Origin of the sequence: Tunturibacter gelidoferens, from assembly GCF_040358255.1 — a bacterium.
Lineage (GTDB): Bacteria > Acidobacteriota > Terriglobia > Terriglobales > Acidobacteriaceae > Edaphobacter > Edaphobacter gelidiferens.
Window position 1 is genome coordinate 5,169,786 of sequence record NZ_CP132938.1, and the last position, 14,449, is coordinate 5,184,234.

Below are 14,449 nucleotides of genomic sequence, written 5' to 3' on the forward strand. Positions count from 1 at the left end.
TTCTTAGTTACATTCGCCTCAAACCTGTTCCAGAGCGCGGTGACGCCACCTCACGCGCGGGTGCTGTCGAGGAGAGCGACGATCTCTTTGGTCGTGCCGGTTTCACCCAAGCGCGGGAAGACCCTGGTGATGCTGTTGATGTGAGCATCGAGGTTCATATCCGTCATAGCGTCCACAGCGAGGGTGACGTTGAAACCGTTCTCGTGCGCCTGCCGGGCAGTGGATTCGATACCGGAACTCGTGGCGACCCCGGCGACCACAACCTGCGTGACACCCAGCTTCTTCAGATGTTCCTCAAGACCCGTATTCGTGAAGGCTCCCCACGTCCGCTTCGTCACCGTGTGGTCTCGCGGCTGCTGGTTCAACTCAGGAACGAGATCCGTCCATCCGGCAGGAAACTCACGAACTCTGGGTGCCTGTTCCGTTCGCCCCGGTGCTCCGGCGGAGACGTTGACCAACACTACCGGCAAGTCATGTCGACGGAACGCATCCGCTAATAAACTGGCATGCTTCACGACACCCCCCACGGGATGTGCGGTGGGCATCGCAACGATACCATTCTGCAGATCGATGATCACAAGAGCGGTCTTCGGGTCAACAGCCGTTATTGCCATGGTGTTCTCCTTCTTTTGTTTCGAACTGCGGTTAGCCTGGAATGCGGAGCATTAGAAAAATTTCGACAGGAACCGTGAGCTACTGGTGAATCGGTCGTCGAGTACGGAGCTAGCGACACACCAATAACGCCGCTTCTGGATTGATAAGCCTGAGAGCTGTCGAGCAGGGATCGGTGAGTCTAAACATGAGGTAACCCTCAAGTTCGTTCTAAGGGCTTAGAATATGAGCATGTCCTCAACAATGTCAAGCCCGAGGCGGGCTCCACAGCAAGAGCGAGGAGAACGACGTCTTAGCCAGTTGCTGGAAGCCGCCGCGTCTCTGCTGGCTGAGGTTGGTTACGACGCTGCCACCATGACTGAGATCGCCGACCGCGCCAGTGCTTCCATCGGAACCCTCTATCAATACTTTCCCAATAAGCCGGCGATCGTCCTGGCACTCCGGAGACAATACGTCGCAGAGATGGAAGAGCGCTGGGCGCACCTCAACGAGCAGACCGTGGCGGAGATGACTGTGAGGCAGATAGCTCACCATCTCGTCCAACTGACGACTCGTTTCGTAGACGAACACCCAGCCTATTTCGCAATTCTTGACGCTCCGGTGAAATACAAGCGCAGTCAAGAAGCAAGAAACCGACTAAGGGAGAGAATCGCCAACGTATTCCGCAGCAAAAGACCTGCCATTTCGCAAGAAATGGCGTTCCGAATGGCGAACGTCTCTCTGGGTATCATCAAAAGCATGAACAAGCTCTACGCAGAAGCCAATTTCAAAGAACGGGAAGAACTTGTCAAGGAATACAAACTCGCTCTCGCTGCCTATCTAGAGTCGCGTTTGGCCCCATAAAGAAGTGACCAGACCCGATTTGTAGCCTGAACCAATGGCCCCATAAGATCATCAACGCGGCTGCGACTTCACGTGAATCGAGTCCGCCGCCAAAGACACCACCCTCCGACGAAGAGACTAATCATCAACACCACACTCAGAAACACGGCCCAACGAAAGTCCATCGTCAGCGGTGGCGTCATTGCCCGAACTCCCAGAGTGACAAAGACCGCAGTCGCAGTCAGAACGATGACGTAGTCCCACCAACGACGCCGTCTGTCTCTTCCGTCGAGTTCATCTCCGGCCTGCGCCATCATCGTTCGCTGGTAGTTCAAGCCGTACCGATTGCACTCCCGCATTACAGCCTCATTCGTCGAACTTCGCTCCTTTGCCGATGCCACCGCTGTGCTGATAGCGAGTGCACCAAGGATCATAATGACTGACCCTGCAATCACCATCGACTTATGCTGCCAGTCAGCCGCCGCTAATTCGCCGAATACCAGCGCACCCCACGCAAGTCCCCAAAGCTGATTCGTATTCGAAAGCGGGATCCCCCGTCCAATCCCCAGATACTTCGCCGCAAACTGTTGAAACAGATCCCCGATCACCCACACAAATCCCCCAAGAAATAGCCAGAACAACACTCCCGGCATTTGAAACAGCCGGAACGCCGACGAGTGCAGCCCGCCATCCAGAGTCAGCGTTAACGCCAGCACTGTTCCCAACTCGCCCACCGTAAACACTGTCACAAACGACAGCGGATTCATCCCGCTCAGATAAGCCTTGCGATACGGAACATACATGGTCCCCCACATCAGGCTCGCGCCCAACGCCGCAATAATCCCGCGAAAAGCATGACTCCCTACCACTCCGCCGTGGATCGTGCTGAAACCCAGCATCACCGCAGCAATCACGATTGCCATCGCGCCCACGACAACCTTTGCAATATTCCTTCCGCTCGCTCCCTCCAACTCTCGAAACAGAACTCGTCCCCAGAACAACCCAATCAGCGAGTTCGCATTCCACATCGGAAACGCCACAGCCAATCCCACATCACGAATCGCAAAGACGGTGAGAGTATTGGCCACCGCCCACAGCGCGCCCGCCATCAGCGCCCACACGATCAAATGCTTCCTCTCCGACAGATCCTCGAAGACGTAACCCGTCCCCTTCAACAGGGTAGGAAAGGTCCATCGCGCCGTAAATACCCCCGCAACCATACACAGCGAGATCGCAAACGGAGAGAACCCTGCATTCACAAGCTTCGTCGGAGCCTCCGCCGCGCCCAGCCAAACGCCCGCCGTCAATCCGCAGATGACACCCAAACCATGCAGAGACAACCGCGTTCTTCTCACCCGATCTAACGCAAGCGCCATTCGACTCCCTCGATGCTTTCCTTCAAACCGCCCGTATTCCACCGCTTTAATGCAACGCCGCCAGCAGAGCAATCCCCAGCACAAGCACACAGAGTGGAATTAGGAAGTGGCTGTCGGTAGCAATCGTCTTTACCCTTTTTCCGAAACTCACATCAACCTCCAAACGATCTTGTCCATAGTAAGTGGTTACGCTCTCCATTAAACTTCGCTACATTGGTGTGCATGCATTTGAGGCTGTTCCTCGCAATTCCGCTTGTCGCCATCGGCCTCATCGTGCCGCCTGCATCCGCGTGTGCCGAGTCGTCCACGTTACCAGCCGAAGGAGTGCTCCATCGGCTCATGCCTCATCTTGCGCCACAGTTACAACTCGCTCTCGTCCCGAAGCCCGACCACAAGGACTATTTCCGGATCACCGGCACCCGAGGCCACATTCTCGTTGCAGCAGCCACGCAGCCTACCTTGCTGTATGGCGTCAACTGGTATCTGAAGTACGTAGCCCACTTGCAGATTTCACCCAATGGCTCACAGCTCGGCTCTCCCGGCCTGATCCTCCCCGCACCTGACGTCCCAATCGAGAAGCCCGCTCTTTACCCCTGGCGCTACGCCCTGAATGAGAACGTCGATGGCTACTCCGCTCCTTACTGGGATCAGGAACGCTGGCAGCATGAGATAGACATCCTCGCCCTGAGCGGCACCAACGCCATCCTCATCGAACGCGGCATGGACCTTGTTCTCTACCAAACCTTTCGCGACTCCGGCTACTCAGACGAGGCCATCCGAAACTGGATCGTTCAGCCAGCTCACCAAAACTGGCAGCTGATGGGCAACATGTGTTGCTTCCAGGGTCCCATCTCCATGGAGCTTCTCGAAAAACGTTCTCACTCAGCACAACAACTCATCGCCGCACTCCGCAGCCTCGGCATCACGCCCGTTCTGCCCGGCTACTACGGCATCGTCCCCGCCGACTTTGCCTCCCTTCACCCCGGCGCACACGTCATCACGCAAGGCGACTGGAATGGATTCACTCGCCCCGGTTGGCTCGATCCCCGCGATCCAAACTTCGACAAACTAGCGACATCTTTCTACCGCCATCAGCACGCCCTCTATGGCGATTCGGCCATCTACGACATGGAGATCTTCCAGGAGGGCGGCGCAGCCGGCGACGTCCCGGTTCCAGCCGCCGCAAAAAAAGTGCAACAAGCCCTCATGCGCGACCACCCCAACGCGCTCTGGATGCTCCTCGGATGGCAGCAGAACCCAACCCAGGAGTTACTCTCTGCCGTAGACACCAGTCACGTTCTCATAGCCGAGATCGAGCAAGGCCGCATCCCCCGAGAGAACCGTGACCGCGAGTTTCGTGGTGCATCCTGGCTCTACGGTGGACTCTGGGAGTTCGGCGGACGCACCACCATGGGAGCGCCCCTCTACGACTACGCCGTTCGCCTCCCCAAATTGGCCGCGCTCCCCAACAGCCGCATCGTCGGGACCGCCGTCTTCACCGAAGGCATGGACACCAACCCCTTCGCCTTCGACTTCTACACCGAGATGGCCTGGCACACTGATTCCGTCGACCTGGCCGAATGGACCAACGCCTACGCAACCCGCCGATACGGAGCGGACGACTCACACGCTCGTCGCGCCTGGCAGATCCTACTCCAAACAGCCTACGGCTACCGAGCCGACGGCAACACACAGCACGGAGAACGCGACGCCTCACAAGACTCCGTCTTCAACTCCCAGCCATCCCTGACCGCAGCACGCGCCGCAACATGGTCCCCCGACGTCTTGCGCTACAACCCAGCCGACTTCGCCCCCGCACTCACCGAACTTCTCGAAGTCGACCCCGCATTACGCTCCACCGAAACCTATCACTACGACCTCGTCGACGTAGCCCGGCAGGCGATGGCCAATGAGAGCCGCCGCCTCTTGCCGCTGATCAAGCAAGCCTACGACTCCAAAGACAAGACGGCCTTCGCCAAACTCACGAAGGAATGGCTTCACGACATGGAGCTACAGGACCAACTCCTCCAGACCAGCCCCTTCTTCCTTCTCGGCAGATGGCTCTCCTTCGTCCCGCCCTGGGCATCGTCACCAGGGGAGCTCGAACGGCTCAACTACGATGCCCGCTCCATCCTCACCACCTGGGGCGACCGCAAGGCCAGCGAGTACGGCCTTCACGAGTACGGCAACCGAGACTGGGCTGGCTTGACGAGTGACTACTACATGGTCCGCTGGCAGATGTACTTCGACTCGCTCTCTGCCTCGCTCGATACCGGCGAAGCCCCAAAGCCCATGGACTGGTATTCCTTCGGCGACGATTGGAATCACAGCCGCAAAACCTACGACGCCGAGCCGCACGGCGACTCCTACGCCGCTGCTCTTGCTATCGCCCGCACCCTTCACCTCGCTCCCAACCAACAATCCGAGGCTCACAAGTAAACTATGACCACAATGAGCGCACCCTCCGAAACCCCTTGGCCCTCTCTTACCGGCGCCCGTCCAGCACGCCTTCTCTCACTCGACTTCCTGCGCGGCCTCACCATCGCCTTCATGATTCTCGTCAACAACAACGGCGATGAACTCCGAGCCTACTGGCCCCTCAAACACGCCGCCTGGAACGGCTTCACCCCAACCGATCTCGTCTTTCCCACCTTCCTCTTTCTCGTCGGTATCTCGACCGTCTTCTCCACTGCCTCGAGGCTCGCTCAAGGCGCCACCCGACAATCCCTCTTGCTCCACGTCCTCCGCCGTGCCGTGATCCTCTTCCTGCTCGGCCTCCTGGTCAACAGCTTTCCCTTCTTCAACCTCCACACCATGCGCTTCTACGGAGTGCTCCCCCGCATCGCCATCTGCTACTTCGTCGTTGCCTCGCTCTATCTCATCAGCCCCGGCTGGCGCAGCAAAGCAGTTCTAGCCGTCTCCGCACTCCTTGCCTACTGGATCCTGATGCGCTTCGTCCCTGTCCCGGGATACGGCGTTCCCACCCACGACATTCCTCTCCTCGACCGCGACGCCAACCTCACCGCATGGCTCGACCGACAGATCTTCTCCGCCTCTCATCTCTACGAGCACACCCGCGACCCCGAAGGTCTTCTCAGCACCATCCCCGCCCTCGCCACCGCTCTCCTCGGCGTCCTCACCGGCATCTGGCTGCGCACCCAGCGCACGCTCAATCAGAAGATAACCGGCATCGCCACAGCAGGCCTCAGCGGCATTCTTCTCGGAGGACTCTGGAACCTCTCCTTCCCCATCAACAAAAAACTCTGGACCAGTTCCTACGTCCTCTTCGCCGGCGGCCTCAGCCTCTCCCTCCTCGCCCTGAGCCTGTTCATCGTCGATCTACCCAAGAAACAAAACGCCAAACAAAATCACGACGGCCTCCTCAAGCCCTTTTTCATCTTTGGAACCAACGCCATCGTGGCCTACGTCTTCTCCGAGCTCCTGGCCGCTGCACTCTTCAGCATTCCAGTGCACCCCGGCGTCAACCTAGCACAATCAATCTTTCGCTCCATCCTTCATGCCGTTCCAAACGTGCCCTTCGCCTCTCTGCTCTACGCCCTCGCGTTCGTAGCCGTATGCTGGCTCTTCGTAGCCGTCCTCTACCGCCGCAAAATCTTCATCAAGATCTAAACCACACCCAACCATCATGTGTCCGGCGATATCGCCGGACACATAATTCCATTTACAGTGACAAGATGACGAAACTGTCGAAGGTCGATCTCGTGGGCGTGGGGCTCAACGCCACCGACACCGTTATCCCCCTGACAAACTACCCACCACGTGGCTCTAAGGTTGAGTACCAAACTGCGACCGTCCTACCGGGAGGACAAGTCGCGTCGACAGTCGTCGCCTGCCAGCGCTGGGGAATCAAAACACGATATGTAGGCAAGCTGGGCGACGACGCAGCCGCCGCACTTCATCGCGAAGCCTTCGCTCACGCGGGAGTCGAGACCCAAATCATCACAGCCGCAGGCGCCGCCAGTCCACAGTCCTTGATCCTCGTCGACGCCGGCGGCGAAAGAACCGTCCTCTGCCGCCGAGACGAGCGACTCATCCTTCAGCCGACCGACCTCAACCGCGAATGGATCGTCAACGCGCGGGCGCTTCATGTCGATGGACACGACACCGCCGCTGCAACCCTCGCGGCGACCTGGGCTCGCGCTGCCGGCATACCGGTCATCGCCGATTTAGATGAGCTCTATCTCGGCGTAGAAGAGCTCATCGAAAACATCGACTACCTCATTGTGAGCCGGGATTTCCCCCAACGTCTGACGTCGGAGCCCAGCCTCGAAAAAGCGCTACAGCTAATCCAACGTCGCTATAAATGCACTCTCGTAGCCGCCACGCTGGGCGAAGAGGGCGTCGTCGCCTGGGATGGCAAGCAGTTCCATCACACTCCCGCCTTTTGCGTCTCCGTTGTCGACACCACCGGCGCCGGAGATATCTTCCACGCAGGATTCATCTACGGCCTGCTGCAAGAATGGCCTCTTGCACGCCAACTCGACTTTGCCTGCGCCGCAGCTGCTCTGAACTGCACCGCCGTAGGCGCCAGAGGCGGAATCCAACCCCTCGAAACCATCGAAGATCTAATGAAAGCCGGCTCACGACATCACACGCCTCACTATGTCTAGGTCCGTTCACTAAGCTGCTCGCTAGATTTTCAGAAGGACTCGCACCCCTCATGAAGAGCTCCGCTCCAATCTCACAGCAAAATCTCCAAGCAAATCCAGAGCTGAGCCGGGCCACCCACGCTCTGGCGATCGAAAAAGTCGTGGGCTTCAGCTCGCATCACGCCCAGGACTCCCTCGCCGTCGAGGAGCCACTCGAGATCCAACTTGCCCACGGCGCTCTCGACGCAAGATCCGTAAAGTCCATCTCCGTCACTATGCGCACACCCGGCCACGACTTCGACCTCGTCGCGGGCTTCCTCATGACCGAAGGAGTCGTGCGCGACCCAAACGACATCGACCAGATCGTCTATCTCGCCAACAGCACCGAACTCCCCGCAGCAAATCTCCAGATGGAGAGCGCGCTCCCTTATCGGCCGGAGAAAAACGTCGTCCGCGTAGACCTCGCACCCGATGTGGCCGTGAGCCTCGCCAATCTCGAGCGAAACTTCTACACCACCTCCAGCTGCGGCATCTGCGGCAAAGCCTCGCTGCTTGCGCTCCAGACCGTCTGTCCACCACGCAGAAAAAACGTCTTTCAAATTGAAGCCGACACTCTTTATCAGCTCCCGAATCGCCTGCGCGAAGCACAAACCCTCTTCAATCAAACCGGCGGAATTCACGGCGCAGCTCTCTTCAACTCCGCCGGTGAATTCCTCTCCGTCCGCGAAGATGTTGGCCGCCACAACGCCGTCGACAAGCTCCTCGGTGCAGAGTTTCTCGCCGACCGCACTCCCCTCCGCGACACACTGCTCTTACTCTCCGGCCGCGCCAGCTTCGAGCTCCTGCAGAAAGCTCTAATGGGCGGAGTCGCCATGGTCGCCTCTGTCGGTGCTCCCTCAAGCCTCGCCGTACAAGTTGCAAAGGACTTCGACATCACCCTCGCAGGCTTCCTCCGCGAAGGTCACTTCAACATCTACAACGGCGCACACCACATACTCGGTTACACATCAGACTAAGCACGACACTAAAAAAAAGGCCGCCACGATCTCCCGCAGCGGCCTTCACTACGTCAAGCGCTTACATACCGCTCTGGTTTCCTGCATCCGGATGAACCACGCGATAGCTCGCACCGCCCTGCGACCAGACCAGCAGCAACAGATCCTTCCCTGTCGGATTCGCGTGCGCTGCATTCACAAACTGCTCCGCCGAAGTTACCGGATGCCGATCCACCTCAAGGATCACATCCCCAGGAGCAAGGCTCGCCTCATCCGCCGGACTTCCCGGACGAACGCTCTGAATCGCAACGCCCTGCACCTGCGAAGGAATATGCAACTGCTGCCGAACATCAGGCGTCAGCTCAGCAACAGCAAGTCCAAGCCTCCCCTTCTGCGGACCCGCGCTCTCACCATTGCTCGCCACCTCGGCATCCTTGTGATATTCGCCAACCTTCACGTTCACCGTCTGCGAAGACCCGTTTCGAATAAGGCCCAAAGCAATCGTCGTCCCCGGAGTATCTTCGCTCACCGCGACTTGCAGCGCGCCTCCGTTGATCACCTTCTGCCCATTCAGCTCATCGATCACGTCGCCGTTCTTCAGCCCCGCCTGCGCAGCTGGAGAGTCAGGCGACACCTGCGTCACAATCGCACCCGTCGCCTCCTTCAGGTTGAAGAAGCTCGCATTCTCAGGCGTCACATCGTTCATACCGATCCCAAGATAGCCATGATGCACCGCGCCCGTCTTGATCAACTGCTCCGCCGTCGCCCGCACCATCTGCGAAGGAATCGCAAACCCCGCGCCCGCAAACGAACCACCGTTCGAGATGATGAACGTATTGATTCCAACCAGCTCCCCGCGCGCATTCACCAACGGTCCGCCCGAGTTGCCAGGATTGATCGCAGCATCGGTCTGAATATATCCGCCAGGCTTCCGCGCATCATCGCGATACGGATTCTGCCGGTCCACAGCGCTCACAATGCCGCGCGTCACCGAAAACTGGAAGTATCCAAACGGACTACCGAACGCCAGCACCGTCTGTCCCGGCTTCAGCTTCGTCGAATCGCCCCACGCAATGCTCGGCAGGTCGTGCGCTTCCACCTTGATCACCGCGATGTCTGTCAGAGGATCACGCCCAACCAGCTTCGCCTTCAGCACACGCCGGTCATGCAGCGTCACACGCATCTCCACCGCACCATCGATCACATGATTGTTCGTCACGATATAACCATCCGGTGAGATGATGATCCCGCTACCAATCCCATGCTCCAGTTGCGGCTGCTGCGGATGGAGCTGCTGCATCATCCCCGGCGGCAGCTGTCCAAAGAACTGCTGAAGCCCCGGCGGCAATGCCTGACCCTGCTCCTGACCGTCCTCCTGATCCTCACCCACCTGGTGTTCCGCCGAGCCACGCGATGTCACCGCAACGTTAACCACCGCCGGCGTAACCCGCGCCGCAACCGCCTCCACAGCGTTGTCCAGCGCAACCAGTGAAGACACACTGTTGTCATCCATCGGTGCGGGAGAAGAGATCGGCGATGCAATCATTGCCGCATGCACGCCATTGTGATGAACGAACATCCCAGCTGCCAGCACCAGAGCCGCGGCAGCACCCGCGGGAACGGCAACCCGTCCCGCATTACCTACTAATTTATTAGTTTCAAACGACATGATCGATCCTCACAACGGTTCGTACAGCTTTGTTTAAAGTTGAATGACCAGCCAGCCGCCCGCGGTAGGCACGGCTGCAAACGAAGAAGAAAACACCCGCTCACTCGACACCGTGAGCACCATCCTTGGCTGCAACGACTCCTCCCAAGAGGTCAGCACAACCCATCTCTGCATCCGCACCATCCCTCGATCCTGCTTCGCGCGCAGCAGCGCAGCCGAATGCACCGAGCGACGCCGTTTAGCCGCAGTTGCCTTCGTTGGCTGAATAATCTGGCCAGTCGAACCCATCGGCATAGAAGCCTTTAGCAGAGTCTCGTGTGTCGCGCCCGCAGCAGGAATATTCGCTACAGAAGGACGAAACGCGACAGCTTGATACTCTGCATCGGCCGCAGCGGAACGCTGCATGTCGGCATGCAAAGCAGCTGCACCACCGGAGAACGCAACAACCTGCGGACAACGTGAAAGCTCAGCCGCTCCCCCAACGAGTCCGAGCACAAGCACACTCATCAACACGCGAGCCTGCGTCCTGCCCATCCCTTCACTGCGCCGCAGAATGCTATGCACTCTCTGCGCCAACTCCGATCGTCTCTCCCACGCACCCAGCGAAAGCACAGCTGCTCTCCGCCTCAAACGCTGCTCAGCCAGCCCCGTCAGGCACGTCGCGTAGGCCTTCGGAGCCTTGGTCGTTCGAAGCACTGCGTCGTCGCACGCCAGCTCCCGTTCGAAGCACAACCTTCGCTCGATCCATAGCAAAACCGGATTCAGCGGCACCAGCACCAAAACGATCTTCTGCACCAGATTCATCCAGTCATCGGCCCGCCGCAGATGTCCAATCTCGTGCAACACAATCTGCTCCAGTTCCGCTGGAGTAAGCCGCTCATACACCTCAAGGGGAATCAAGATCCGCGGCGAAAAAAATCCAATCACACTCGGCCGGTCCACATCCGCCGACGTGCAAAGCGTCACCCCACGCCACCCCGCTGCCGCCAGCGACAAATCCCAACCCGAGCCCGTCTCCAACGGCGTCGCGCGCTTCCAAATCCCGCGCAGCTGCACCGCACTGATCGCCAACTTCGCCCCGCGCACCATCGCAACCGTCAGCCACAGCGCAGCCATCGCAAAGCTCCATCGCACATCCAGCTGCACCACTGCACCATGACCGGCCGCCTCATCACTAGAATGAATTCCGTAAGCATGAAGCAGCGGCAGCAACGCCAGAACTGCAAACACCGCCGTCCAAACCGCAAACCGAACCGCAGCCGTAGTCTTCGGCACCAGCCGCAGACAGATCCACACACAGGCAGCCAGCACCAGCCCCTGCCACAACCCCGACACCACAGCACCAGCCGCCACTCGCGACAGACCTTCGACAGCATGCAATAGGTTCAAATCCATCCCAATCACAGTTCGTCTCCCGCGCGGTCATCCGCGGCCACCGCAATCGCCTCTTTCAAGCGCTGCAACTCCTCCGCCGTCACCTCGTCATCCCCAAGCAGCGAAAGCAGCAACCTCTCCCTCGAATTACCAAAAAAACGCTGCAGCATATGACGAACCTCGGACCGGCTCGCCTCCTGCTCTGCAACGCAGGGGCTATACAGAAACGCCCTGCCCTCCTGCCGGTGACTCACATACCTCTTCTGCTCCAGAATCCGGATCGTCGTCAGCACAGAGTTATAAGCCAGCGCCGCCCCCTCTGGCATCGCAGCCACCAGCTCTCCCACAGCCGACTCGCCGCGCGCCCACAGTATCTTCATGAGCCGTAACTCAGCCTCTGTCAACGTGATGGACTTCTTCGGCGGCATCACCCTCTCAACGTCCAGACTCCTCAAACAATCAGAAGCCCGGACCCATTCAAAGAAGAGACGATCAACTAATCCATTAGTTAGCACAACAACCCCAAAAAAAATGCGCGCCTCTGGATACCCCTTGCTCGCGATAAAATCTACCCAGGCGTTGATCCGAATCAAGAAGACACAGCGCGATCGAAGCTCCCGTAGAAGGATGCTTCGCAAGCAGAGGCCCCACCTCCGTAAGAGCGCACACTAAAACGAATAAGCCCTCATTTGTTCGTCCGCGGCCAAACCAAAAATCCCTGTATAACTTGCATCCGGACCGTAGTATCGTCTTTGCCATGGCTGCGGAAGACGCGAACGATCTGCGTAGAGCGCTCGAGAAGAACGAAATTATTCCGTACTTTCAACCGCTGGTGGAGCTTCGCACAGGCCTGCTCAGCGGATTCGAGGTCCTCGCGCGTTGGCAGCACCCCGTCCGCGGTCTCATCCCTCCCAACGACTTCATTCCCCTCGCCGAAGACACCGGACTCAACGGCCAACTCACCGGCAACCTCCTCCGAGCCGTCTTCGCCGCCGCCAAAAACATCCCCGACCACCTCACCCTCTCGGTCAACATCTCCCTCACCCAGCTCACCGACTTCTCCCTCCCCAAACACATCCGCTCCGCCGCCGAGCAAGCCAGCTTTCCCCTCAACCGTCTCATCCTCGAGATCACCGAAAGCGCTCTCGCCAGCAACACAGAGCACGCCTACCGCATTGCCACCGAACTCAAAGAGCAAGGCTCCCGTCTCGCCCTCGACGACTTCGGCACCGGCTACTCCAGCCTCCGCCACCTCCAGTCACTTCCCTTCGACGAGCTCAAAATCGACGCCAGCTTCGTCCGTTCCATGGGCCACACCCGAGAGAGCCGCAAGATCGCCGCCGCCATCGTCGGCCTCGGCAACAGTCTCAGCCTCACCACGGTAGCCGAAGGCGTCGAAAGCCAAACCATAGCCGACATGCTCCTCTGGCTAGGTTGCGATCTCGGCCAGGGCTGGCTCTACGGTCGCCCCGTCCCGCCCGAACAACTCCCCGAGGTCCTCGCCGCCAGGCTCGACCCCGCTCCTCCCATCCCCGAGCCCCGCTCCCCCGCAGCCGACTCCACCCTACCTCTGCGCCTCGAAGCTCTGCCCACCCAACGCCTCGCCCAGCTCAACGCCATCTACGATGGTGTCCCGGTCGGCCTCTGCTTCGTCGATCGCAACCTGCGCTACGTCAGCGTCAACAAACGCCTCGCCGGAATGCATCACCTCCCCGTAGCCGCGCACCTCGGCCGTTATATCTCCGAGGTCATGCCAACCGTCTTCCCCCTCTGCGAACCCTACCTCCTCCGCGCACTCAACGGCGAAGCCAGCAACGACCTCGAGATCTGCTACCCGGACCCCAATCCCCTCAACGAAAAGCGCACTCATCTCATCTCCTTCCACCCCGCCCGCGACGAGGCCGACGAGGTCATCGGAGTCTCCGTCTCCGTCGTCGATATCACCCGTCGCAAACAGGCCGAGCAGGCTCTCGCCGAAAGCGAAGACCACTACCGTCACACCGTCGAACTCAACCCCCAGGTTCCCTGGACCGCCGACCCCGACGGCATGATCCTCGATGCCAGTCAAAGATGGGAGAGCCTCACCGGCCTTTCCGTTTCGGACTCTCTCGGAACCGGTTGGATCCGCGCCCTCCACCCCGACGACGTCAAACCAACCTCCCGCATCTGGACGGAGTCCCTCCGCACCGGCCGCCCACTCGACGTTCAGTACCGCATCCATCGCGTCGATGGCGCCTGGCGATGGATGCGCGCTCGCGCAACTGCACGCCGCGGAAAGAACGGCAAAATCATCCGCTGGTACGGCACCGTCGAGGACATCAACGACCAGAGAAGTGCCGAGGAGGCCCTCCGCCGCAGCGAAGCTCGTCTCAAAGCGGTCTTCGACGCGGTTCCAGTAGGGATCGTCATCGCTGAAGCACCCGATGGCCGCGTCGTCATGAGCAATCCGCGAGCCGAGGAGATCCTTCGCAGCACCGAGGCCGCTCCAGCCATGATCGACGACTACTGCAAAGAGTCCATCTCGTTCACACCCGGACCCAACTCGGAAGCCACCCGGAATATCGATCAGGACCATGACCATCCGCTCGCCAAAGCCATCATGGGAGGAAAATCCATCGGCCCAACCGAGTACCTCCGCTTCCACAGCGACGGTTCAAGCGCCTGGATCAGCCTCACCGGCGCCCCCGTTCTCGACCCGGACGGCAAAGTCTCCGGCGGCGTCGTCGCCATCCAGGACATCGACGAAGACAAGCGCGAGATGCAGCGCCTCTCCGACCTCAACACCGTCCTCAAAATCAAACTCGAAACTCACTAATAAGCCACAACTCTTCCCAGCTATCTTTTGCACTTGCACCTGCTTTTATCTCGTCGTTGCTTGTTCTTTTGTTGTCATCCCGCAGGGATCTGCTTTTTTGTATTTTGCCTTTGCCTTTTGCTCGTTCTTCACCCCCCAAAAAAATGGTCATCTCGACCGGAGTCGCGGCGGTTTCA

Annotated in this window: 11 protein-coding genes; 6 read left to right on the forward strand and 5 right to left on the reverse strand. The window is 59.2% G+C overall.

Translation table 11 applies throughout. The annotated features are described in order from the left end of the window. Nucleotides 1-50 precede the first annotated feature (50 nt). The gene (locus RBB81_RS22165; protein WP_179585233.1) at nt 51-614 is read right to left on the reverse strand and encodes a cysteine hydrolase; all 564 of its coding nucleotides are present in this window, start codon (nt 612-614) and stop codon (nt 51-53) included. Nucleotides 615-912: 298 nt separating this feature from the next. On the opposite strand from RBB81_RS22165, the gene RBB81_RS22170 reads away from it, so the two are divergent. Further along, on the forward strand, nt 913-1,455 hold the full coding sequence (locus RBB81_RS22170; protein WP_179585235.1) for a TetR family transcriptional regulator: 543 nt from the start codon (nt 913-915) through the stop codon (nt 1,453-1,455). A gap of 68 nt (nt 1,456-1,523) precedes the next feature. Here RBB81_RS22170 and RBB81_RS22175 read toward each other — a convergent pair whose 3' ends face one another. Next, the gene (locus RBB81_RS22175) at nt 1,524-2,810 is read right to left on the reverse strand and encodes a GRP family sugar transporter (RefSeq protein ID WP_183792685.1); all 1,287 of its coding nucleotides are present in this window, start codon (nt 2,808-2,810) and stop codon (nt 1,524-1,526) included. A 339-nt stretch (nt 2,811-3,149) separates the two neighbouring features. On the opposite strand from RBB81_RS22175, the gene RBB81_RS22185 reads away from it, so the two are divergent. The 4 genes from RBB81_RS22185 (at nt 3,150) to fdhD (ending at nt 8,436) form a co-directional block, all read left to right on the forward strand. Further along, nucleotides 3,150-5,249: an alpha-N-acetylglucosaminidase gene (locus tag RBB81_RS22185; protein ID WP_423248038.1), complete on the forward strand. Its 2,100-nt coding sequence runs from the start codon at nt 3,150-3,152 to the stop codon at nt 5,247-5,249. Between the two features lie 3 nt (nt 5,250-5,252). Beyond that, nucleotides 5,253-6,440 (forward strand): acyltransferase family protein, encoded by a 1,188-nt coding sequence (locus RBB81_RS22190; protein WP_353072190.1) that lies wholly within the window; start codon nt 5,253-5,255, stop codon nt 6,438-6,440. A gap of 65 nt (nt 6,441-6,505) precedes the next feature. Then, nucleotides 6,506-7,441, forward strand: a complete 936-nt coding sequence (locus RBB81_RS22195; protein ID WP_179585241.1) for a carbohydrate kinase family protein — start codon at nt 6,506-6,508, stop codon at nt 7,439-7,441. 50 nt (nt 7,442-7,491) lie between these two features. Then, entirely contained in the window at nt 7,492-8,436 is a 945-nt protein-coding gene (fdhD, locus tag RBB81_RS22200) for a formate dehydrogenase accessory sulfurtransferase FdhD (protein WP_179585243.1), read from the forward strand. A gap of 61 nt (nt 8,437-8,497) precedes the next feature. Here fdhD and RBB81_RS22205 read toward each other — a convergent pair whose 3' ends face one another. From RBB81_RS22205 to RBB81_RS22215, 3 genes are read right to left on the reverse strand one after another with little or no spacing between them, the layout of a single operon-like run. Then, the gene (locus RBB81_RS22205; protein ID WP_353072191.1) at nt 8,498-10,084 is read right to left on the reverse strand and encodes a Do family serine endopeptidase; all 1,587 of its coding nucleotides are present in this window, start codon (nt 10,082-10,084) and stop codon (nt 8,498-8,500) included. A 33-nt stretch (nt 10,085-10,117) separates the two neighbouring features. Continuing rightward, a complete protein-coding gene (locus RBB81_RS22210) occupies nt 10,118-11,479 on the reverse strand; it encodes a M56 family metallopeptidase (protein ID WP_353073964.1) in 1,362 nt (453 codons plus the stop codon). Between the two features lie 5 nt (nt 11,480-11,484). Then, entirely contained in the window at nt 11,485-11,886 is a 402-nt protein-coding gene (locus RBB81_RS22215) for a BlaI/MecI/CopY family transcriptional regulator (RefSeq protein WP_179585249.1), read from the reverse strand. A 329-nt stretch (nt 11,887-12,215) separates the two neighbouring features. Between RBB81_RS22215 and RBB81_RS22220 the strand changes: the two genes are divergently transcribed. Continuing rightward, nucleotides 12,216-14,273: an EAL domain-containing protein gene (locus tag RBB81_RS22220; protein WP_353072192.1), complete on the forward strand. Its 2,058-nt coding sequence runs from the start codon at nt 12,216-12,218 to the stop codon at nt 14,271-14,273. Nucleotides 14,274-14,449 lie beyond the last annotated feature (176 nt).